The sequence below is a fragment of the Odoribacter splanchnicus DSM 20712 genome (assembly GCF_000190535.1).
GTDB lineage: Bacteria > Bacteroidota > Bacteroidia > Bacteroidales > Marinifilaceae > Odoribacter > Odoribacter splanchnicus.
On sequence record NC_015160.1, the window covers coordinates 4128778 to 4150273 of the forward strand.

General features: G+C 43.2%; 20 protein-coding genes, 1 pseudogene and 1 riboswitch. Of the genes and pseudogenes, 9 read left to right on the forward strand and 12 right to left on the reverse strand.

Annotated features, from left to right (window positions below; translation table 11 throughout):
* Positions 1 to 11: 11 nt before the first annotated feature.
* The gene (locus tag ODOSP_RS17470) at positions 12 to 1421 is read left to right on the forward strand and encodes a carboxylesterase family protein (RefSeq protein WP_013613599.1); all 1410 of its coding nucleotides are present in this window, start codon (positions 12 to 14) and stop codon (positions 1419 to 1421) included.
* Positions 1422 to 1511: 90 nt separating this feature from the next.
* Here ODOSP_RS17470 and ODOSP_RS17475 read toward each other — a convergent pair.
* The 8 genes and pseudogenes from ODOSP_RS17475 to ODOSP_RS17510 form a co-directional block, all read right to left on the reverse strand.
* Positions 1512 to 2354, reverse strand: a pseudogene (locus tag ODOSP_RS17475) (IS3 family transposase); the annotation flags it as partial.
* Positions 2336 to 2857 (reverse strand): helix-turn-helix domain-containing protein, encoded by a 522-nt coding sequence (locus ODOSP_RS17480; RefSeq protein WP_013613601.1) that lies wholly within the window; start codon positions 2855 to 2857, stop codon positions 2336 to 2338. The gene ODOSP_RS17480 and the pseudogene ODOSP_RS17475, both read right to left, overlap by 19 nt.
* Positions 2858 to 3063: 206 nt before the next feature.
* Positions 3064 to 4377 (reverse strand): outer membrane beta-barrel protein, encoded by a 1314-nt coding sequence (locus ODOSP_RS19040; protein ID WP_013613602.1) that lies wholly within the window; start codon positions 4375 to 4377, stop codon positions 3064 to 3066.
* Between the two features lie 3 nt (positions 4378 to 4380).
* The gene (locus ODOSP_RS17490) at positions 4381 to 4956 is read right to left on the reverse strand and encodes an RNA polymerase sigma factor (protein WP_041557044.1); all 576 of its coding nucleotides are present in this window, start codon (positions 4954 to 4956) and stop codon (positions 4381 to 4383) included.
* 96 nt (positions 4957 to 5052) lie between these two features.
* Positions 5053 to 5616, reverse strand: coding sequence for an Ig-like domain-containing protein (locus ODOSP_RS17495; RefSeq protein WP_041557045.1), 564 nt, complete (start codon positions 5614 to 5616; stop codon positions 5053 to 5055).
* Positions 5617 to 5769: 153 nt separating this feature from the next.
* Positions 5770 to 6507, reverse strand: a complete 738-nt coding sequence (locus ODOSP_RS17500; RefSeq protein ID WP_013613605.1) for a NigD1/NigD2 family lipoprotein — start codon at positions 6505 to 6507, stop codon at positions 5770 to 5772.
* Positions 6508 to 6587: 80 nt separating this feature from the next.
* The gene (locus tag ODOSP_RS17505) at positions 6588 to 7538 is read right to left on the reverse strand and encodes an ATP-binding protein (protein WP_013613606.1); all 951 of its coding nucleotides are present in this window, start codon (positions 7536 to 7538) and stop codon (positions 6588 to 6590) included.
* Positions 7539 to 7932: 394 nt separating this feature from the next.
* Positions 7933 to 8490 carry an RNA polymerase sigma factor gene (locus ODOSP_RS17510; RefSeq protein ID WP_071823588.1) on the reverse strand — a complete coding sequence of 186 codons (558 nt, stop codon included), beginning with the start codon at positions 8488 to 8490 and terminating at the stop codon, positions 7933 to 7935.
* 126 nt (positions 8491 to 8616) lie between these two features.
* Positions 8617 to 8736: riboswitch (FMN riboswitch) on the forward strand.
* 67 nt (positions 8737 to 8803) lie between these two features.
* On the opposite strand from ODOSP_RS17510, the gene ribD reads away from it, so the two are divergent.
* The 4 genes from ribD to ribH all read left to right on the forward strand — a co-directional run bounded on the left by ribD (position 8804) and on the right by ribH (position 12428).
* The gene (gene ribD / locus ODOSP_RS17515; RefSeq protein ID WP_046403465.1) at positions 8804 to 9937 is read left to right on the forward strand and encodes a bifunctional diaminohydroxyphosphoribosylaminopyrimidine deaminase/5-amino-6-(5-phosphoribosylamino)uracil reductase RibD; all 1134 of its coding nucleotides are present in this window, start codon (positions 8804 to 8806) and stop codon (positions 9935 to 9937) included.
* An 80-nt stretch (positions 9938 to 10017) separates the two neighbouring features.
* Positions 10018 to 10656 (forward strand): riboflavin synthase, encoded by a 639-nt coding sequence (locus ODOSP_RS17520; RefSeq protein WP_013613609.1) that lies wholly within the window; start codon positions 10018 to 10020, stop codon positions 10654 to 10656.
* A 47-nt stretch (positions 10657 to 10703) separates the two neighbouring features.
* Positions 10704 to 11933, forward strand: coding sequence for a bifunctional 3,4-dihydroxy-2-butanone-4-phosphate synthase/GTP cyclohydrolase II (locus ODOSP_RS17525; RefSeq protein WP_013613610.1), 1230 nt, complete (start codon positions 10704 to 10706; stop codon positions 11931 to 11933).
* Positions 11934 to 11966: 33 nt separating this feature from the next.
* Positions 11967 to 12428 (forward strand): 6,7-dimethyl-8-ribityllumazine synthase, encoded by a 462-nt coding sequence (gene ribH / locus ODOSP_RS17530; protein WP_013613611.1) that lies wholly within the window; start codon positions 11967 to 11969, stop codon positions 12426 to 12428.
* A 46-nt stretch (positions 12429 to 12474) separates the two neighbouring features.
* Here ribH and tpx read toward each other — a convergent pair whose 3' ends face one another.
* The 3 genes from tpx to ODOSP_RS17545 all read right to left on the reverse strand — a co-directional run bounded on the left by tpx (position 12475) and on the right by ODOSP_RS17545 (position 16567).
* Positions 12475 to 12978 (reverse strand): thiol peroxidase, encoded by a 504-nt coding sequence (tpx, locus tag ODOSP_RS17535; RefSeq protein WP_013613612.1) that lies wholly within the window; start codon positions 12976 to 12978, stop codon positions 12475 to 12477.
* A 128-nt stretch (positions 12979 to 13106) separates the two neighbouring features.
* Complete coding sequence (gene yidC / locus ODOSP_RS17540) at positions 13107 to 14957, reverse strand: membrane protein insertase YidC (RefSeq protein WP_013613613.1); 1851 nt, start codon at positions 14955 to 14957, stop codon at positions 13107 to 13109.
* A 14-nt stretch (positions 14958 to 14971) separates the two neighbouring features.
* Positions 14972 to 16567: a CTP synthase gene (locus tag ODOSP_RS17545; RefSeq protein ID WP_013613614.1), complete on the reverse strand. Its 1596-nt coding sequence runs from the start codon at positions 16565 to 16567 to the stop codon at positions 14972 to 14974.
* 82 nt (positions 16568 to 16649) lie between these two features.
* Here ODOSP_RS17545 and ODOSP_RS20010 point away from each other — a divergent pair, with 82 nt between their 5' ends.
* Positions 16650 to 16796 (forward strand): hypothetical protein, encoded by a 147-nt coding sequence (locus ODOSP_RS20010; protein WP_157741867.1) that lies wholly within the window; start codon positions 16650 to 16652, stop codon positions 16794 to 16796.
* 21 nt (positions 16797 to 16817) lie between these two features.
* Here the strand turns inward: ODOSP_RS20010 and ODOSP_RS17550 are convergent, their stop codons facing one another.
* On the reverse strand, positions 16818 to 18668 hold the full coding sequence (locus tag ODOSP_RS17550) for a DUF349 domain-containing protein (protein ID WP_013613616.1): 1851 nt from the start codon (positions 18666 to 18668) through the stop codon (positions 16818 to 16820).
* Positions 18669 to 18979: 311 nt separating this feature from the next.
* On the opposite strand from ODOSP_RS17550, the gene ODOSP_RS17555 reads away from it, so the two are divergent.
* The 3 genes from ODOSP_RS17555 to ODOSP_RS17565 are packed head-to-tail and all read left to right on the forward strand — an operon-like array spanning position 18980 to position 21490.
* Positions 18980 to 19867 (forward strand): lysophospholipid acyltransferase family protein, encoded by an 888-nt coding sequence (locus ODOSP_RS17555; RefSeq protein WP_013613617.1) that lies wholly within the window; start codon positions 18980 to 18982, stop codon positions 19865 to 19867.
* Between the two features lie 4 nt (positions 19868 to 19871).
* Positions 19872 to 20876 (forward strand): glycosyltransferase family 2 protein, encoded by a 1005-nt coding sequence (locus ODOSP_RS17560; protein WP_013613618.1) that lies wholly within the window; start codon positions 19872 to 19874, stop codon positions 20874 to 20876.
* Positions 20877 to 20929: 53 nt separating this feature from the next.
* Positions 20930 to 21490, forward strand: a complete 561-nt coding sequence (locus ODOSP_RS17565; RefSeq protein WP_041557630.1) for an RNA polymerase sigma factor — start codon at positions 20930 to 20932, stop codon at positions 21488 to 21490.
* Positions 21491 to 21496: the final 6 nt, after the last annotated feature.

A 21496-nucleotide genomic window follows, 5' to 3' on the forward strand; every position in this document is an offset into this window, starting at 1 on the left:
GTCTGAATAAAATGAAAACTACTGCCCACTATTTAAAAATTTTTTGCTTTTTAGTACTTCCGATATTATCGTATGCTTGTCCGGCTCTGGCCGTCGGTTCCGGAAATGAAAACGAAGCTGTTGCCGGCGAAAATAAAGCGTTGAAAGAGAAAATGGTTCGTTTCTTTTTAAATTACCTGTCGGGTGATGAAACCTTATATCAAGACAATAAGCCGGTATCTTTGGCCGATATTGCCCGTCAGCGCCAGTTGGTTTGGGATGCGTGGGTAGAAGCGAACAATCGGTTTGACGAGCAAAAATTGATCGGACTCGGTAAATTGGAGCAGGAAAACTCCGGTAATTGGGATTTACCGGCAGAGCTCGAACCGCATGCTGTTATGCCCTATTATTGGGGATGTAAGGGAGAGCCCGGGCCTGAAGGGGGATACCCGCTTTACCTCTATATGCATGGTTCCGGTGATAAGGGCCAGGAGTGGGCAACCGGGATCTTACTTTGCCAAAAATTCGACGATGTTCCTTCGGCCTATTTTATACCCCAGATTCCCAATATGGGTAATTATTACCGCTGGTGGCAAAAATCAAAACAGTTTGCCTGGGAAAAGTTGTTACGCCTGGCTTTTGTTTCCGGAAATATCAACCCCGATAAAGTCTATTTTTTCGGTATATCCGAAGGGGGATACGGTAGCCAGCGTCTCGCCTCTTATTATGCCGATTATCTGGCCGGAGCAGGACCTATGGCCGGGGGAGAACCTTTGAAAAATGCACCTGTCGAAAACTGCCGGAATATTGCCTTTTCTTTTCTGACCGGAGCCGCAGATGCCGGTTTCTACCGGAATAAACTGACAACATATACTAAAAATGAATTTGAAAGATTAAAGAAATTGTATCCGGAAGATTATATCCATCGGATAGAACTGATTCCAGGGAGAGGACATGCTATCGATTATACGCTTACGACTCCCTGGTTGAAACAATATACCCGCAACCCTTATCCTAAAAATGTAAATTGGGAAAATTTCGAGATGGACGGGATGTACCGGAAGGGATTTTATAATCTGGCCGTTAAAGAACGTTCGAATGATGACTATTCTTCCCGAACTTATTATGAATTGGCGATAAAAGAAAACGAAATCTCATTGAAAGTCGATCTGGTTACTTATAAAACGGTCGAGACCGACCCTAATTGGGGAATAGAGCTGAAATTCGAAAAAGATTATCGGCCGGCAACCAAGGGAAAGGTCGTGATTTATTTATGTCCGGAACTAGTCGATCTGAATAAGAAAATCACTCTGATTGTCAATGGTAAAAAAGCATTTCAGGGAAAAGTAAAGCTTGGACTCGAACATATGGTAAATAGTTGTGCCACTTTTTATGATCCGGCAAGAATATATCCGGCAGCCATTGAGGTGAATATAAAGTAGTATTGTTAAACGAAATAACGTCTGATAGGCGATAAAAGAAGGGGCTGTCCAAAAAGTGAAGTGCACCCTAAAAGTTGGCCAGGTTAAACATTATCCAGTTATAGAAAGAGTTCGGTATTGTACCGGACTCTTTCCATTTAACCGGGATTTGATTCTTTTATTGTTGTAATAATCAATATATTCATTCAAAGCCTTTATAAAGGCTTCCGGCGACTCAAATTTCTCGGCATAAAGCAATTCGGATTTCATTATGCCGAAGAAGTTTTCAGCCATGGCATTGTCAAGACAATTGCCTTTTCGGGACATACTTTGGATTATATTGTAATCCTCAAGACGCTGTCTGTATCCGAAGTGTTGATATTGCCATCCTTGATCAGAATGTATTATAAGCCCGTCAAGATTATCGTATTTTTCAAAAGCTTTGTCAAGCATATCATATATCTGCTCAAGGTTTGGCGATTTAGAGATGTTGTAAGATACGATTTCGCCATTGAACATATCGAGGATTGGAGACAGATACAACTTAGTCGAACCAATGTTTATCTGTGTCACATCGGTCGCCCATTTCTGATTGGGTGCCGATGCAGCAAAATCACGGTTAATGATATTGGGAGCGATTCTACCGACTTCGCCTTTGTATGAACGATAACGCACTTTGCGTATCTGACTTTTGATATTCATGGACTGCCTTAGTCTTTGAACAGTCTTATGGTTGATTATAAAACCACGGTTCCGCATCTCGGCGGTAATGCGCCTATAGCCATAACGCCCTTTATGTTCATGGAAAATAGCTTTGATATTATCTTTTTCATTAACATATTTATCCGCGGCTCTCAACCGCTTAAGATGATAATAGAACACGGAACGAGCCATCTTTCTTAACTCCAACAATAAGTCAAGAGGATATTCGGACCTTAGTTCGTCGATGGCTTTTGCCCATTGAGACGTGCTCGGGCTTCCTGTTCCTCGACTAAGGCCTTCACTTTTTTTAGCAGCGCGTTCTCTGCCCTCAGACGGAGGTTTTCCGCCTGAAGTTTTTCAAGTTCTGTCTGTGGCTCTTGCTTTTTCGGTCTTGCCATTGGGTCTTTCGGTGGACGTCCACGCCTGTTATATTGTCGCAATGAATCATATCCATAAACTCTTGCCTTGCAAACCCATGACTCAAAGGCCGTTCGGCTGATTTTATTTTCATTGCATATCTGGCGCAAAGTTACACCATTTTCAAGAAAATCCCGCACTAACTCTATTTTCCTTTCAGAAGAAATAACTATGGAGGACTTGCGGTTCAATCCGTTCTCCCCGTATTTCTGGTAGCGATCAATCAAGTCTTCCAAATAATGCTGTCCTAGATGATATTGTTCGCATAGGTGGCTCTGGGGTACCCCAGAGAGAGCTTGAGACACAATGTTAAACTTTTCTGCGAATGTTCTTTTCATAAGCAAACTGCACTCCAAAAGTTTTATGTCTAACTTTCGGGGTGCAGTTCAACGACAACCTCAACCTTTTTTTTGTTGTTATCCACGCATTCATAACATTTGAGATTTTTGGGTGCTGGCGCATGATGCCATACCAATGATGATGGTCGCTAATGCCAATGTTTTTATTGTATTCATATTCTTTATGATTTTATATTTCTTAATTGTTACTTACCTATAGTGCATCTTACACCTACATTGAGATTGAAGTTCAGCGGTTTCTCCTTGTAGATAGTCTGGAGCGAAGAATGGTCATCTAAATGATAGCTTACGCCCGGCTCTGCATAAATACCGACATTGTCAAGCACGTCAAACTGCACGCCGAAAGCCACATTTACAGACATTTGCAAAGGCTTGCTGTCAATGTTGACAGTCTCTTTCTTCTTTGTCGCATTATTGATGACATATTCTTTCGTGACATTTCCCGATACGCATTTTTCTGCAAGTACACCTGCCGAGCCATATAGATTGAACCTTTTGTATGACCATGCATTATATTTCATGTTGACAGGAATTCCTACATAGTTCAGCCTTTGCTCGCCCGTAAAGTAGTTCTCTTTTGTTCCGTCTTTCATGTCGGAAGAGAGACGAGTGTATGTAAGTCCGCTTTCGATGATCCAATGCTCGTTAAGTGTGTATGCCACTTTCACACCAATGCGTACAGGCAAGCGGTGCTTGTATTCTGTCTTCACCTCCTTTCCCTGATTGAATATGTTGATGCCGAGCATAGGGGTGTCCTCCCAGTCAGAATCATCTGGACCAGTTGCGACAGCAGGGGCACCAATAGATGTTATGGTTCTTGATGCCCCCACCGATCCCATTGCACTTGTACTTACAATCCAACGTGGCGATGTGGACGAAGAGGCGTGACGCCTTGCGTCAGAGTTGTAAGCCACAAGACTGCCGTAATTGCTGTTGTGATGATAATTGTTTGCTTTCTTGCTCTCATTCTCACGTTTCGGCAAATTTTCTTTGTCGGCAGTTGTATTCGTTTCTTTTGAATTGTTGGCATCATCCACCTCACGGTTGTCAGACGCTGTTTCCAAAGATTTCTCATCATTAGCATAAGATAACAATGTATCAATGTCACCAACAGATTTGTGTACTATGGTCGTAATGATGCGTGGCACAGGTGAGTTGCAGGCAATAGGATTATTGCCGTCATCAGCAACGATATTGCCTTTAGGGGATGGCTCTGCTGGTGTATGTGCTATTTGTAGATTTGTCATTTCTGATGGCGTTTGACCATCGTTTGCGTATTCAGAATATATTGAATATCCTATCAACAAAGCCACGCTTGCAGCGGCTGCAGTATACGCTGTGCGCCGTAGCCAGTAGGTTTTGAAAGGTCTGCCGCCATGCATATAGCCACCATTCTCATCAGTCGTTCCTTTGCGAATGTCCTCCCAAAGTCCTTTTGGTGCATCTTTCTCATAGTTGCCCAAACGGTCGTGTATGTCTTTTTGCCAATTATTTTTCATACGTTAAATGGAATTGATGGTTCTATAATGTTTTATCTTCTGCGCCAGCATTGATTTGGCCTTGTGCAGCTGCGAAGCTGAAGTGTTCTCCTTTATGCCCAGCAATTGGGCTATTTCCTTGTGATTCTTGTCGTCAATGACATAGAGATTGAATACAGTTCGGTATCCATCGGGCAACTCACGTATAAACTGATGAAGTACATCGGTAGGTATGTCCTCAGTCTCCATACTGTCGCCATCTGCAATGTTCATATCTTTATCATCGATACTATCAATGGGCAAACGGCTGTTGTTGCGTACAAACTTCAGGATCTCATTGAGAGTAATTTTTGCCATCCATGCTTTCAAAGACCCCTCTCCACGATACTTGAAACTATCCAGAGAAGTAAATATCTTGATGAACGATTCTTGTAGCACGTCCTTAATGTCTTCGTCTTCTGTAATGTAGCGCGAGCAGAGTGCAGACAGATATCGCCCATGCCTGCGATAAATCCACTCGGTGGCAGTATTGTCGCCATCGAGTGCCTTTCGCAACCATCGTTCCTCTTCCGTTTCTTTTCTGAATGTTATGCCGAACATGATGTTTATAGGGTTAAAAGCCTTGGAAACAGCGAAGTGCAAATGCCTTTACCATACAGCAAAAAGCATTTGCACTATCTCGTAACAACGAGTTTCTTATTTTGTTACTGTAACAACTACCGTAGCAGTTTTTTTGTTTTTGTCTGTGATGGTGATAGTTGTGCTTCCAACCTTCACTCCCTTTATGGTAAGTTTGGCGTCCTTGACGGTAGCAGTGGCGATCTTATCATCTTTGCTTGCAGCCGTATAAGGTGTTGTACCTCCACTAATGTTTACTACATCTTCCTTACCAACCGCAATACTTGTCTTGGCTTTGTCCACGACAACACCATCAACCACGGTAATTCTCAAACTGCCAGTCACCTTCTTGGAGTCAGTAACAAGAACTGTAGCCTTGCCAGCCTTAACTCCTTTTACCGTAATTGTAGCCTTGTCAACAGTTACGGTGGCGGTCTTGTCATCGCTTGATTTAGCGGTGTAAATACCATCTCCACCTGCTACCTTTACATTCTTTGTGCCGCCAACGGCAACTGAAACGGTTGAAGGATTGAACTTGATGGCGGGAGTGTTGTCATCATCGTCAGAGCATGAAGCAAATGCCACTGCAAATACGGCACAAACGATTAATGTTGCAAACTTAAAGAATTTCATTGATTTCATTTTATTCTATAATTTTGTCGTTTAACTTATGCGCCACGGCATGAGTATGCGTCCATCTACAGCCTTAGCACGATTGTTTTTTTCGAGTACTCTCATTCCCTTAAATGAAGAGCAATGTAAAATCTTGCCTGGGAAAAATATTTTTTTCGATTTTTATTCTATACGATGCAAAAATGAGGGTGTTTCGGCATTGTACACCGATGTGACCGTATGCATTTTGAGCGACAGTTCGGCAGACTTTTTGCCACTGAACGACAGCCAATTGAGTTTTATCTTCAGTTCTTTAGGATGTTTCTTCCATAGTGAGTTGAGGTCAAATGCTATAAGTGCATCCCCCATTCTTCCGTTGGTGTCACCTTGGGCATTGTGGCGCAAGTCGAACTCATATACATTATCCTTGTTCACACCGCTCACAAGATTAATAACATGTTTGGTAATTCCTCCCCACAATGTGCGTATGCGGAGCGTAACATATCCGTCCTCGGCAACAGAGACCCAATCACGGACAATTTCAATAGGGTCATTTCCAAATGCTTTTGCATCTTTTTCTTCTGATCCTTGCGTCATTACTGACTGTTTGGTACGGATGCTGTCAATCCAATTTACATACACACTCAGTTGGTTGCCTCCGTAGCTTTCTTCCTCTATTGTATAGTTCACCAAAGCCCTCACTTTCTTGTCTCCAAACGGTGAGGCTTTCATATTGGTAGGTACAAGCGACATTGATTCATCAAGTTGCATGAAGAAGCCGGTAGGCGCAGAAGGATACACCGTTACAAGGGCAGTTGGGCGCCGTAACACCACATTGTTATCATTGTAATCGCATGAGTTCAACGTGAGCGAACTGGCTATCAGACCTATTGCCAGAATTGTTTTCTTTGTTATTCTCATATTTCTTGCTTTTTAGTTTCTACTTATTAAATCATCAAAAAGCAAAAATCTTGCCTGTAAAAAATAATTTTTTATGAGATTTATCCTTGCTCCAACAAGTTCTTATCCGTCAGAAAATCCAATAGTCCAACAGTCAACACACCGAGTTTGTCCTCCTTGCGATGAATCTCATCACCAACAATGACAATCTTACGAAAGTGGTCATTGATTGACAATAATGGGCGACGTTCTTGCTGTTCCTTTTCTGGCGTAGGCATGTGAAAAGCCGACTGGATATACACTCTGTATGGAGGGCGGTTCACCACAAAGTCTACCTCCAACTGTTTTCTGACAAACTTACCGTTCTCATCCTTGCCACCAAGTTCAACCAATCCTACGTCCACATTATATCCTCGACTGCGAAGCTCATTATAGATAATGTTTTCCATAATGTGCGTTTCTTCCTGTTGACGATAGTTGAGAATGGCTCCACGTATGCCGACATCAGCGAAGTAGTATTTCGTCTCGGTACCAATATATTTTCTGCCTTTCACATCATAGCGCAAGGCTTCCTCTATCAAGAATGAGTCTTTCAGATAGTCAATGTATTGTTTTATAGTGTCTCTTTTTATGGTTACCCCCTGTACAGTTTGAAAGGTATTGGCTATTCTCGTTGGATTGGTTGACGAACCAATGCCCGAGGCAAGCACACGCACCAATTCCTTCATTCCTTCAGGATTACGCAGATGGTTGCGCTCAATTACGTCACGCAGATAGGTCGTCTCATACAAACCACGCAAATAGTCTGTTTTCTTTTCTTCCGTTTCAAGCAAAGCCACTTGTGGCAGTCCTCCAAAAGTATAGTAATCCAACCAAGCTTTGCGTATATCGCCACCAATACCATTAAAGTACTCGTCAAAGGTGAGAGGCCAGATGCGTATCTCGTCACCTCTACCTCGGAACTCAGTCACAACATCACTTGACAGGAAACGAGAGTTTGAGCCTGACACAAAACTGCGTTTATCAAGTAAAAAAACAGCAAAATGTTGCATCGTAAACTACACAAAAAATGTTTTTTAGAACAAAAGGGTATGACATGTAATCACACCCTACGTTCAAGGGAGTCGTTTCAACCGTACCCCTTTATGGATTTCGTCCTATAACTTCCATTCACCACATTATGGGGTCGGTTAAAAGCGCCCCTCCCAACCCTTATTTCGTGATTCCTGATGTGATCGAAAGTTAAATACGTTAAATCTTCACCTTTTCGTATCTAATCAGAATCCATACGGTCACTTTTCTACCGTTTAGAGCGTATAATACTGATAATCAACTAATAATACATTCATACTTTTATAACTTCTTTTAGTGTCATTTGTGGTTTGTTTTGTTATTTATACGAACAACTCCACAAACACACGTAGCCTACGGTGAAAAATTATTAATTTAAAAGAAAAGTAAAAAAGAGTAATACCTCACTTCACCGAGATCTTGTCTTAACTTTTTGTAAGCTTTATTGAGGTGAGCTTCTACCGTACGTTTCGATATCCCCAACAATTCGGCGATTTCGTCATTATTGAAACCTTTACATTTCAGCATCATTACTTCCCGTTGTTGTTCCGAAAGTTTATTTATACTATCGAACATTACTTCCTGAAGATTCTTTCTGAAAAGTTCGTTTTCAACCGCCAATTGTTCCTGAATCAACGATTGAAATTTTTGATAATAACGCTGTTCCACCAATTTTTTACGAAACATATCGTAAATCAGATTTTTAGCTATAGTCGTGATATAAGTATTAAAATTCAACTCTACCTTGATTTTATCCCGGGTTTCCCACAATTTTATGAATGTCTCCTGTACAATCTCTTCTGCATCCTCCTGACGAACCAATCTAAGACAAAAATATCCCAATTGCGGAGCATACATTTTAAACAATCGGTCAAATGCCTCTCGTTCACCTGATTTAAATTGCTTTAATAATGTACACTCATCACTAACCATAAAAATCTGCTTTTGGAGGAACAAATATCGTTTTTTTTTAATTTTTCTCCTATATTCAATACCAATAAATGAAATGCAGCCTTTGTTTTTTGGGAATAATATATTACATTTGCTTCCGTATTTGAAATGTTTCTTCAGGGCAGGGTGTAAATCCCTACCGGCGGTGATAGTCCGCGACTCCCTTTGGGGACTGAACCGGTGTAATTCCGGTACCGACGGTGATAGTCCGGATGAAAGAAGAGGCAGGACAGTCGTGTGTCGTTACTGTTATGATTCGTATATATGCCCTGAAGTCATTCAGGGCTTTTTTTATATGGAAACAAAGGATCGGGAATATATGAATCGTGCCAGGATATTGGCAGACAGAGGCCGGGGATGGGTGAATCCCAATCCGCTGGTGGGAGCGGTGATCGTCAAAGACGGCCGGATAATCGGTGAAGGTTGGCACGAACGTTATGGCGGCCTGCATGCTGAACGGAATGCTTTTAAGCAGTGTACCGAAGATCCGGCAGGGGCTACGCTCTATGTGACCCTGGAACCCTGTTGTCACTACGGCAAAACACCTCCTTGTACCGAGGCTGTTATTGAAAACAGGATTGCCCGTGTTGTCGTCGGGCTATTGGATCCGAATCCCTTGGTAGCCGGTAAAGGAATCGAAATGTTGAGGAAAGCCGGAATCGTCGTCGAGACTGGAGTGGAAGAAGAAAAGCTCCGGGAACAAAACCGGGTGTTTCTGAAATATATTACTACCCGTCGTCCTTGGATCGTGATGAAAACAGCCATGACCCTGGATGGGAAAATTGCAGCTTATACCGGTGATTCACACTGGGTGACCGGGGAGGAATCCCGGAAGAAAGTGCAAGAAATGCGTTCGGTGCTGATGGGAATTATGGTTGGTAGCGGTACGGTGAAAGCCGACGATCCACTGTTGAATTGCCGTTTGAAAGGCGAGGTCAGGCAACCTGTCCGGATTATTGTCGACAGTACAGCTGCAATTGCTACCGATAGTCAATTGGTGCGTACTGCCGATCGCTATCGCACATTAGTCGCTCATACCTCTCGGGCTGATGCCGGAAAATTAGTACAATTGCAACAGAAAGGCGTGGAAACAATTTTATGTCCCGGCTGTGACAACCGGGTCGATTTACAGGCATTGACAACTAAACTGGGCCAGGCCGGTATCGATTCGGTCTTGCTGGAAGGAGGCGGTGAATTGAACGAAGCTTTCTTGCGACAAGGACTGGTAGATGAGGTTTATGCTTTCATCGCCCCCAAACTGATCGGAGGTAAAGATGCCAAAACACCTGTCGAAGGAAAAGGTATCGCCTGGATGAAAGAGGCCATCGCTTTACAATCCGTTTCGATTGAAAAAGTAGGCGAGGATTTCCTTATAAAAGGTTTTCCCCAACCCAGTAACTCATCACCCAGTAACTCAACAACTCAGTAACTCAACAACTCAGTAACTCAGTAACTCAATAACTCAGTAACTCAATAACTCAATAACTCAACAACTCATCAACTCAAACTATGTTTACAGGAATAATAGAAGAAATCGGAAAGATCAAATCGGTGAAACGAGGCAGCAAGAGTGTCGTCCTTGAGGTGGAGGCCCGGAAAGTATTGGCGGACACGCGGATTGGGGATAGCATAGCCACGAACGGGGTGTGTTTGACTGTTGTTGGTAAAGGGAATGACGGGTTTTCTGCCGATGTGATGCCTGAAACCATGAATCGGAGTAATTTGGGCTTATTGAAGCCGGGTGATCCTGTGAATCTCGAGCGGGCCTTGTGTCTGAACAGCCGTTTGGGTGGTCATTTGGTAGCCGGGCATGTAGACGGTACCGGAAAGATCGTGAGCAAACAACAGGATGAAAATGCCATTTGGCTCACGGTGGGGGCTGCTCCCGAAATCCTTCGTTATATTGTAGAAAAGGGCTCTGTGGCTATCGATGGGGTGAGCCTGACGATCGCTTATGCCGACGAGCAGGTTTTCAAAGTGTCCGTCATTCCGCATACTCAGGAAGAGACGACGCTGGTGAAAAAGGAGATAGGAGATGTGGTGAATTTAGAAAACGATATGATTGTCAAATATGTAGAGAAACTGATGGGACAAGGAAAACCGAAGGGGGGACTGACCTTGGATTTCCTGGTGGCCAATGGCTTTTAAGCCGGTTAGAATGATTTTGATTATAGATAGGATAAAAAAATAAGAATATGGAAGGATTTAAATTTAGTACGATCGAGGAAGCTGTTGCTGATCTGAGGGCCGGTAAAATGATTATTGCCGTGGACGATCCGGATCGTGAAAATGAGGGCGATCTGATTTGTGCAGCTGAACATGCTACACTTGAAAATGTCAATTTTATGGCTTCGTATGCCAAGGGATTGATTTGTATGCCGATGAGCAAAGCTTTGACGACAAAATTAGGGTTGGAACAGATGGTGGCCAACAATACCGACAATCACTGTACGGCATTTACCGTTTCGATCGACCATGTGGATACGACAACCGGTATTTCGGCATTGGAACGCTCTATGACGGCCATGAAGAGTGTAGAGGACGATGCCAAACCGTCCGATTTCCGGCGTCCGGGACATATGTTTCCTTTGGAGGCGAAAGCTGGCGGGGTACTCGAACGTATGGGACATACCGAAGCCACCGTCGACCTGATGCGTATTGCCCGGCTCAAAGAATGCGGCTTGTGTTGTGAAATTATGCGGGAAGACGGTACCATGATGAGGACACCCGAATTGAAAGAATTTGCCGTACGGCATGGTTTGAAGATGATTACTGTGGCCGACCTGATCACTTACCGTCGTCGGACAGAGATCCTGGTGGAAAGAGTGACTGAGGCTGAAATGCCTACTAAATACGGAATTTTCAAGGCTTATGGTTATGTCAACAAAATCAATGGAGAACATCACATTGCCCTTGTAAAAGGGGACATCGCTGACGGCGAACCGGTATTGTGCCGGGTACATTCCGAATGTCTCACCGGGGATGCTTTCGGTTCCTTGCGTTGTGACTGTGGCGAGCAGCTGGCGGAAGCTTTGCGCCGGATTGAGAAAAAAGGCCGGGGTGTATTGCTGTATATGCGTCAGGAAGGCCGGGGCATCGGACTGATCAATAAGTTGAAAGCCTATCATCTGCAGGACGGGGGAATGGATACGGTCGAGGCGAATCTGGCACTGGGATTTAAGGCTGATTTAAGAGAATACGGTACCGGTGCGGAAATTTTGGCCGACCTGGGAGTGAAAAAAATGATTCTTATGACAAATAATCCTTTGAAGATAAAAGGATTGGATGGATTCGGACTCGAAGTGGTCGGACGTGAACCGATCGAGATGACCTGTAATGAAAAGAACGAGTTCTATATGTACACCAAGTATAAAAAGATGGGACATATATTACATGTCAGAAATGACTGGAAAAAAGAAGAATAGAAATTGAAAATAGAGATTAAAAGTGTAAAAGTTATGAATTTACTGGAAGGAAAATTATTAGCAGAAGGACAACGGATCGGAGTGGTAGCTGCCCGTTTTAATGAGTTTATCACGGCTAAATTGGTTGGAGGAGCAAAGGATGCTTTTGTACGTCACGGTGGGGATGAAAATAAGCTGGATCTGGCTTGGGTACCGGGAGCATTCGAGATTCCTTTAGTAGCTAAAAAGATGGTAGAAAGCGGCAAATACGATGCTGTGGTTTGTCTGGGGGCAGTGATCCGGGGAGCTACGCCCCATTTCGATATGGTTGCTAATGAAGCGACCAAAGGTGTAGCCCATGTCGGATTGCAGACAGGGGTGCCGGTGATTTTCGGTATCCTGACGACCGATTCGATCGAACAGGCTGTCGAAAGAGCCGGAACGAAAGCCGGTAATAAAGGTTTCGATGCCATGACCACCGCAATCGAGATGATCAATTTATTGAAACAAATCTAATCTGTTTTATCGTTGAGAATTACTTTGTAATTCTCAACGATAAAACTTAGGCCAGCGCTTTTTTTATCGCCTCCAGTGCTTTTTCGTAGTTCGGTTCGTGGGTTACTTCCGGAACATATTCTACATAGTTCACTTTATTGTCTTTACCGATAACGACCACGCCTCGGGTTAAAAGTCGTAATTCTTCGATCAGGAACCCGTATTTTTTCCCGAAATCTGTTTCTTTATAGTCCGACAAGGTTATGACCCGGTCGATACCTTCGGCGGCACAGTAGCGGTGAAGGGCGAAAGGAAGGTCGCAGGAAATAGCCAGAATAACGACATCCTGGCTTAACTCGGAGGCCATCTTATTGAAATGGTGCATCTGGGCCGAGCATACCGGGGTGTCGATAGAAGGGAAAGAAGAAATCACAACAACTTTTCCGGCAAATTCTTTCAGGGATACCGGTTGCATCTGTTGGTTTATTCCATAAAATACCGGAGCCGTTTCTCCGGTTTTAATCGGTGTCCCCACTAAAGTCAGGGGATTTCCGTGCATAGTAATTTTCATGTTTTCCATCATTTTTTCTTGTTTCTTACGTTTATGAATGATTTTGGTTTTTCGTAAAAATACAAAAAATCCTGCAAATTTCAGATTTCATCCGAATTTGCAGGATTTTTTTTACTTTTTATCTTTAATTACTTTTTACCTCTCTTTTGCTGTTGTTGTTGCATTCTTTGCATTTCCTCCAAACGTTGCTGGAATTTCGATTTCTTGACCGGTTTACTTTTAGCTAGTTCGATTTGCTTCAGCAATTTCTGGTCATCGACAAACTTCCGGATAATCCAGGTTTGCAAAATGGTAATCAGCGTCGCGATGAAATAATAATAACTCAATCCCGAAGAATAACTGTTGAAAATAAACAGGAACATGATCGGCATGATATACATCATGGTCTGCATGCCTTTCATCTGATCGTTCTGCGGTTGGTTTTTATTATTCATAATCATATAGATGATATTGGTCGCAGTCATCAACAGACAGAATAAGCTGACATGATTACCGTAAAACGGAATGGTAAAGGGTAAGGTGGCGATAGAATCGTATGAAGCCAAATCCGTCGCCCACAGGAAGCTCTGCTGTCTCAGTTCGATCGCTCCCGGGAAGAAATAGAACAGGGCGATCAGGATAGGCATCTGGATCAACATCGGTAAACATCCACCCATCGGATTTACTCCGGCTTGCTTATAAAGCTTCATGGTAGCCTGTTGACGTTCCATCGCTTTGTCGGCCGGATATTTCTTGGCGATCTCATCTACCTGGGGTTTCAATACCCGCATACGTGCCTGTGACATATACGATTTATAAGTCAGCGGGAACAGGATGATTTTGATGATCAGGGTCAGTAATAAAATAATAATTCCGTAATTCAATGCGGTGTGGTTTTCCAGGAAATTGAAAATAGGAATAACGAAATATTTATTGAACCACGCAATCCATTTCCATCCCATATTGATGACATCGGGAAGGTCTAAATGATCTCCGTATTCTTTCAATACCTTATAGGAGTTAGGACCGAAGAAAAACTGCATGTTGTATTGCTCGTTGGCCGAACCGTTATAGGCTAAAGGAATTTCAGCATAAGCATCTTTCAGATATCCGTCTTTTTTACTGATGTTCGATTTCAGTTCCACATCACTCAAAGGCTGTTCGCTGATCAGGATAGAGGAAAAGAATTGTTGTTTGAAGTCTATCCATTGTACCTTGTTCGGAAGCGTCTCCTCTTCATCGGAGGTCAGGGACATGTTTTCAACGGCATCTTCGCTGAATTTGTAGTAAACACCGGTATAACGGTTTTCAAAATCTTTACTTTTTTCCAGCTGGGGCATATTGATTCCCCAGAAAAGCGTCAGAAACGAGGAATTGGATGCAATGACATCCCCCATATTGTGGGTGATGATGCTGAAATCGGTCATATAGCTGTCCGGGGCTAACTTGTAAAGGTATTCCAGGTATCTGCTGCTGTCGGCATAAAGACGCATAGAGAGCACCTGTTCATTTCCCTGGGCATAAAGCGTCGTTTCTGTCGTACTGGGTGTAAAGAAAAATTTCTCGGTATTGATCTCCTGATTCCGGGCGTAGAAATTCATGCCGAAAGCGGTTTCTCCGTTTTTCCACAACACCAAAGGCAGCGAATCGTGTGTCCGGTATTCTTTTAAGTCTACATATACGATGCGTCCCCCCAGAGTACTGATGTGCAATTTTATTTTATCATTTTCCAGGGTGATGATTTTGTTTTCCGTATCGTTTTGTACGAAAATAGAATCACTTTTGGTAGCCAGGGGATTGGCGGCAGTCGTATTGTCCGGCGTTTTTTGTGCCTGTTGTTGTGCTGCCAGTTCCTGGGCTCTGAGTCGGTCTACCCGCGCAATGGAATCCTGTTTCCGCTGCATTTCGGCCACTTGCTCCTTACTCGGACGCGTGAGATAGGAAAAGCCGATGAGAATAAGAAAAATAATGACTAATCCGGCGATGGTGTTTTTATCCATAGGTTCTTTTAACTTTATGATAAACAAGCTTTGATAAATGATACGAATAACGGATGAGGTTTAATTACAGTACTTTTATACTCCGGATGGAACTGTACTCCGACGAACCATTTGTGAGCAGGAATCTCGACGATTTCGGTCAATCCGCTTTCCGGGTTGATACCGGTGGTGATCATACCTGCTTTTTCAAAATCCTCCCGGTATTTGCTGTTGAACTCATACCGGTGGCGGTGTCTCTCCTGTATTTCTTTTTGTCCGTAAGCTTCATAAGCTTTGGAACCTTCCGTTAATTCACATTTGTAGGCTCCCAGACGCATGGTGCCTCCCTTTTCGGTTACATTCAACTGTGAATCCATCAGGTCGATCACCGGATACTGGGTTTTGGCAGCCATTTCTGTCGAATCGGCACCTTCCATGTGCAGCACGTTACGTGCAAATTCGATGACAGCCATCTGCATCCCCAGACAAATACCGAGGAAAGGAATGTTGTTCTCCCGGGCATATCGGATAGCGACCAGTTTCCCCGAAATCCCCCGGTGTCCGAACCCCGGTGCTACTAAAATACCGTGCAGATTTTTCAGGCAGTCGGCTGCATTTTGTTCATTCAGTTCTTCGCTGTGGATCCATTCGATATTTACTTTACAGTCATTGACTGCTCCGGCATGGATGAAAGCTTCGACAATCGATTTATAGGCGTCGTGTAATTCGACGTATTTCCCGACTAAACCGATCCGTACTTCTTTGCTGTAGTTTTTTAATTTATATAGGAATTTTTTCCAGGATTCCAGATCCGGTTCGCTGTTTAAAGGTAATCCCAATTGTTCGAGTACGATTTCATCCAACTTTTCTTCTCTCATCTTGATCGGTACTTCATAGATGGTAGAAACGTCGATCGACTGGATGACCGCTTTGGGTGCTACATTACAGAAAAGGGCTACTTTCCGGCGTAAATCGGAATTCAGTTCATGTTCTGTACGTAATACCAGTACATCCGGTTGCACTCCGATTTCCAGCAAGGCTTTCACCGAATGCTGGGTAGGCTTCGTTTTTAATTCACCGGAAGCCGATAAGAAGGGTACCAGTGTCAAGTGGATCAATACCGATTTTTCCCCCAACTCCCATCGTAACTGCCGGACAGCTTCAATGAAAGGCAAAGATTCGATGTCTCCGACAGTACCTCCGATTTCAGTGATCACGACATCATATTCGCCTTTGTTGCCCAATAATTTGATGTTTCGTTTAATCTCATCGGTGATATGCGGGACGATCTGTACGGTTTTACCCAGATAATCTCCCCGTCTTTCTTTGTTGATTACATTCTGGTAAATCCGTCCGGTAGTAATATTATTGGCCTGCGAAGTCGGACAACCGGTAAATCTTTCGTAATGTCCGAGATCGAGGTCTGTTTCTGCTCCGTCGTCCGTCACATAACATTCGCCATGCTCGTATGGATTTAATGTCCCCGGATCTATGTTGATGTAGGGATCCAGTTTTTGGTTCGCAACTTTATACCCCCTGGCCTGCAGTAATTTAGCAAGTGATGAAGCGATAATGCCTTTCCCTAGAGAAGAAGCGACTCCACCTGTAACGAAAACATACTTTGTTGACACTGTATCTTGAATTTTATTGATTTATCAAAGTGGCAAAGGTAATAAATTAAAAGGTTAAAAGTGAAAAGTAGAAGGTAAAAAGTTGGCGAAAGGTAAAAGCAAAGAGATGGGAGTGGTTATGAGGTATGAGGCGGGGAGGAAGAATAGGAGAGTGGGTAAAAAATTAACGCTCTGTGAACAAAGGGGGGAATTGTTCTCCTGGGGAGAGGCTTTGTCGGCAGAGCGTTAATCGGCTTTGAGGAGCCGCTGTTTAGATCAGGCTGTCGAGAGCTTTCAGTTTTTCCTGAAGTAAATTCAGCCGTTGGCGGGTATTTTCGATTTTAGAATTCAATTCTTCGATCAAGCCTTGAGATTTACTGGATTTGGCGATAAAACCGATGTTGTTTTCATAGGTGTTGACGTCGAGTTCCAATTGTCTGATTTTGGCCACCAACTTTTCTCTTTCGTTGATAATTTTGTAATCCTTATAATCACCGGCATCCAGTGAGGACAATTTTGCCCTGAATCTTTCCAGGTCACGGTCGTATTCATCCAGATTGAGCTGGTCGAACCAGCCGTCGATGAGATGTCTGAATTCTTCCTGGATAGCGTCTTTGTATTTAATAGGTACAAATCCGATTTCTGCCCAGCGGTTCTGAAAGTCTTTCAGCTTATTGATATCTTCCTCTGCATTCCCGGACAAAGTAAACTGGCGGGCTTCTTCGATAATCGCTTTTTTCAGTTCCAGATTTTTGCTCTGTTCAGAATCGATGTCTTTGAAATGGAGTTTTTTGTTATTGAAAAAAGTATCACAAGCTTCCCGGAAACGTGCCCATACTTTGTTCGAATATTTCTTGGGAGCGGGACCGATTTTCTTCCATTCTTTCTGATAAGAGATGATTCTGTCGGTCGTGATTTTCCAGTCGGTACTGTCTTTGATCGCTTCTACTTTTTCACAGAGCTTGATTTTTAATTCCAGGTTTTTATCCTGTTCGGCCGACATGTTCTTATAGAAATCCCGTTTACGCTCGAAGAAAGTATCGCAGGACGAGCGGAATTTTTTATAGATTTTATTCCGCTCCTTTTGGGGAATGGTTCCCGAATGCTTCCATTCTTCCTGTAGGTCAATAATATTCTGAGTGGCTGTATTCCATTCCGATATAGAACGGTATTCACCGGCAGCGATAGCTGCTGCTTTTCCGCAAATTTCTTCTTTGACTTTCAGGTTATCTTCCTGTTCCTGTTTCAGGGATTCGAAAAAATGATGGTATTTTTCGTTGATCTGGCTAGTGGCAGCTTTAAAGCGTTCCCAAAGCGGTTCTTTTTGTTCTTTGGGAATAGGACCGATTTCTTTCCAGCGGGAATGCAGTAGTTGTAATTGTTTGAAAGCTCCGGCGATATCGTTGTTTTCAACCAATTTTTCAGCTTCTTCACAAAGAGCGTTTTTCGCATCCAGGTTCCGTTTCAGGTCCAGGTCGCGCAACTCTTTATTGATCTTGATATAGTTATAAAAATTTTCAACGTGATGGTGATAAGTCTCCAACAGGCCGTTTAATTGCCCTTGAGGTACCATTCCGGTATTCCGCCAGCGTTCCTGTAAGTCCCGGAATTCCTGGAATGTCTTGTCCAGTGCTTCCTCTTTTTGCACCAGTGCTTTCAATTCTTCGATAATACCGAGTTTTATTTTCAGATTTTCTTCGCGTTCGGCTTCCGTTTGCCGGGCTGTAGCGTTTTTTTTATCTTTATAGAGCTTGTAGAGGGCATTGAAACGTTCCCGGTTGTCGTTTTTGTATTCGAAATCTTCCGGTTTATCTCCGTTGGCAGTGAAGATGGCCAATGCTTTTTCATACTCCTCTTTATACCGGGATTCAAAAATCTCGGGTAATCCTTCAAATATTTCTTTTAAAGATACCACCGGGTAATCATTGATCAGCTTTTGGGCTTGCCGAATGATTTCCTCTGTACTTAATATAGAAAAATCAATTTCCGGTACTTCTTTCTTTTCCTTAGCGTTTTCGACGGCCTTGCTTTCAGCGGCAACGGGTTCGTCGTTTGTACTGGTTTCTAAGATTTCCGGATTCTTGATTTCCTCTTCCGGGATTAAACTGTTTTCTTGCTCCATGATTTGTCAGCAGTTAAGTGTTCGCATATCAATAGGATACATTATCATAACCTGCTTTCCCTGAAAAGGAATTTCGAAAACCTTTGAGAAATACGGCTTCTATGCTCTATTGAACTCACGAAAATACTTTATTTTTCTGAGAAAGACAAATTTTTGGATTTACCTTTGTCAGGTTTGTTGTAGATCATGATATTATTTGACTGATGTGTAAATTATTTTGTTCCTTTTCAGAATTCTTTCAGGAGATTTACTGTCTTGAATTTTAAATTTAGTAAGAAAGCTTTTATCTTTGACTTTTTAATATCGAGACAATGGGTTATTATATTTTGTATGGTTTTCTTTGGGTGGGTGGGCTGTTGCCTCTGAGGATCTTGTATTTTTTTTCGGATATTTATTTTTATCTGATTTACTATCTGTTGAAATACAGACGCCGGGTAGTACGGGCGAATTTACAGCATGCTTTCCCGGAAAAAGATCTTTCGGAAATTATAAAGATTGAAAAACGATATTACCGGCATTTGTGTGATTTTTTTGTGGAAATGTACAAGATGTGGCATATGTCGGATGAACAAATACGCAGAAGGTGTAAGTTTACGAATCCTGAAGTGATTCGGCGGTATTTCGATCAGGGTAAAAGTGTTATCGGGGTATTGGGGCATTACGGCAATTGGGAATGGATGTCTTCCTATAGCCTTTGGATGCCCCGGGAATTCGACTTCTTTACCTTATATAAACCTCTGCATAATGCGGTAGCGGATAAAATGATGATCCGGCTGAGGTCGAGGTTCGGGGCGAAACCGGTACCTAAAAACGATATTTTGCGCCGGATTGTCGAAAACAAAAGAAACGGACGCTTATTCCTGGCCGGATTTATCGGTGATCAGACACCGAATAGGGCTAACCTGAATTTTTGGATGGAATTTTTAAATCAGGATACGCCTATATTAGTAGGAACCGAGAAGATTGCCCGGAAATTCGGTTTGCCGGTAATATCCCTGAAGATGCGGAAGGTGAGGAGAGGGTATTATGAGGTGGATTTTGTCGATGTATGTAGTGATCCCGGACAATTGGAACCCGGGGAATTGACCCGGATACATACACGTCTTTTAGAGCGGTATATCCGCGAGGTTCCTGAATTATGGCTTTGGTCGCATAAACGGTGGAAACATACACGGAATACGGATGGAAGTGAAAAATAAAGAAATGGCTCGGGTTGCGGTGATCATATTGAATTGGAACGGGGAAAAATTACTCCGTGAGTTTTTGCCTTCGGTGGTTAAATACACCGATCCCGGTTTGGGCCGGATTGTCGTGGCCGATAATGCTTCCGAAGACGATTCGGTCCGGATACTGGAACAAGAGTTTCCGGAAGTGGAATTGATCCGGTTTTCGCAAAATCATGGATTTGCAGGTGGATACAACCGGGCTGTCGGTTTGGTACCGGAGGAGATCGTTGTATTGCTGAATAGTGATGTGGAGGTCGCTCCCGGATGGCTGGAACCTTTGGTCGCTCTCCTGGACGAAGAACCGGGGATTGCAGCAGTGCAACCTAAAATTTTGGCTTATACGAACCGGAATCATTTCGAGTATGCGGGGGCTTGCGGAGGGTTTATCGATTCCCTGGGTTTTCCGTTTTGCAGGGGACGGATTTTGAACGTGACCGAAGAGGACCGGGGCCAATATGATGAGGTGCGCGAAGTGTTCTGGTGTAGTGGAGCTGCCTTGTGTATCCGCCGGGAAAGCTATCTGCAGGCCGGAGGTCTGGATGAGCGTTTTTTCGCTCACATGGAAGAAATCGATTTGTGCTGGCGGATACGGAATCGCGGTTATGCATTGAAGGTACAGCCGGCTTCAGTCGTTTATCACTTGGGAGGAGGTTCTTTGCCCATGAATCATCCCCGGAAGCTATTCCTGAATTACCGTAATAATCTGCTGATGCTCTATAAAAACCTGAGCCCGCGGGAGTGGAAAAGCAAAAGCCGGAAACGGCGTGTCCTGGATTTTATGGCCTGGGTGATGTTTCTGGTGAAAGGGGAGTGGGCCAATGCACGATCGGTGGGCCGGGCTTACCGGGAATTCGGAAAAATGAAAAAAGGGTATATTTCTGCCACTATTATCCCGAAGCAGGATCCTTGTATTTATCCGGGATCTGTTATTTTTGCTTTTTATTTCAGGCATGTTCGTTCTTTTTCACAACTCTGGAAATAAACCTTTGTCTGGCAGATTTGTCTAAATGTTAAATGCTGGAAAAAATCGAACCCATGGAATTCATAGAAGATGACGAGATCATCCGGTTGTTTCACGAAAGGAAGAGAGAACAGGAAGCTTTCCGGTTGCTGGTAAATAAATATAAAGAGCGTTTGTATTGGCATATACGGAAGATTGTGATCAACCATGACGATACGGACGATTTATTGCAGAATGTGTTTGTGAAGATTTGGCAAGGATTGCAAGAGTTTCGCAACGATTCGAAACTATATACCTGGATGTACCGGATTGCAACCAACGAATCGCTGAATTTTCTGAACGAGAAGAGCCGGAAAGTGTACGGGAATAGCGATGAGATTTCTGTATATCTGGAAAATACTTTAGAAAGCGATACTTACTTTAGCGGGGATAAAATACAAAAAGAACTGCAACGGGCTATTCTGACTTTATCCGAACGCCAACGTTTGATCTTCAATATGAAGTATTTTGACGACATGCCTTACGAGGATATGGCAGATGTGCTGGGAGTGGCTGTCGGGACCCTGAAAGCGACTTATCACAATGCCGTAAAAAAAATAGAAGAAAATCTCAAAATAGTGGATACCTTAAATTGATTAAGC

Bases quoted from the DNA above. Each gene is read 5' to 3' on its own strand.
- ODOSP_RS17470 (WP_013613599.1), top strand. From the start codon at position 12: ATGAAAACTACTGCCCACTATTTAAAAATTTTTTGCTTTTTAGTACTT.
- ODOSP_RS17480 (WP_013613601.1), bottom strand. From the start codon at position 2,857: ATGAAAAGAACATTCGCAGAAAAGTTTAACATTGTGTCTCAAGCTCTC.
- ODOSP_RS19040 (WP_013613602.1), bottom strand. From the start codon at position 4,377: ATGAAAAATAATTGGCAAAAAGACATACACGACCGTTTGGGCAACTAT.
- ODOSP_RS17490 (WP_041557044.1), bottom strand. From the start codon at position 4,956: ATGTTCGGCATAACATTCAGAAAAGAAACGGAAGAGGAACGATGGTTG.
- ODOSP_RS17495 (WP_041557045.1), bottom strand. From the start codon at position 5,616: ATGAAATCAATGAAATTCTTTAAGTTTGCAACATTAATCGTTTGTGCC.
- ODOSP_RS17500 (WP_013613605.1), bottom strand. From the start codon at position 6,507: ATGAGAATAACAAAGAAAACAATTCTGGCAATAGGTCTGATAGCCAGT.
- ODOSP_RS17505 (WP_013613606.1), bottom strand. From the start codon at position 7,538: ATGCAACATTTTGCTGTTTTTTTACTTGATAAACGCAGTTTTGTGTCA.
- ODOSP_RS17510 (WP_071823588.1), bottom strand. From the start codon at position 8,490: ATGGTTAGTGATGAGTGTACATTATTAAAGCAATTTAAATCAGGTGAA.
- ribD (WP_046403465.1), top strand. From the start codon at position 8,804: ATGGAAACAAAGGATCGGGAATATATGAATCGTGCCAGGATATTGGCA.
- ODOSP_RS17520 (WP_013613609.1), top strand. From the start codon at position 10,018: ATGTTTACAGGAATAATAGAAGAAATCGGAAAGATCAAATCGGTGAAA.
- ODOSP_RS17525 (WP_013613610.1), top strand. From the start codon at position 10,704: ATGGAAGGATTTAAATTTAGTACGATCGAGGAAGCTGTTGCTGATCTG.
- ribH (WP_013613611.1), top strand. From the start codon at position 11,967: ATGAATTTACTGGAAGGAAAATTATTAGCAGAAGGACAACGGATCGGA.
- tpx (WP_013613612.1), bottom strand. From the start codon at position 12,978: ATGAAAATTACTATGCACGGAAATCCCCTGACTTTAGTGGGGACACCG.
- yidC (WP_013613613.1), bottom strand. From the start codon at position 14,957: ATGGATAAAAACACCATCGCCGGATTAGTCATTATTTTTCTTATTCTC.
- ODOSP_RS17550 (WP_013613616.1), bottom strand. From the start codon at position 18,668: ATGGAGCAAGAAAACAGTTTAATCCCGGAAGAGGAAATCAAGAATCCG.
- ODOSP_RS17555 (WP_013613617.1), top strand. From the start codon at position 18,980: ATGGGTTATTATATTTTGTATGGTTTTCTTTGGGTGGGTGGGCTGTTG.
- ODOSP_RS17560 (WP_013613618.1), top strand. From the start codon at position 19,872: ATGGCTCGGGTTGCGGTGATCATATTGAATTGGAACGGGGAAAAATTA.
- ODOSP_RS17565 (WP_041557630.1), top strand. From the start codon at position 20,930: ATGGAATTCATAGAAGATGACGAGATCATCCGGTTGTTTCACGAAAGG.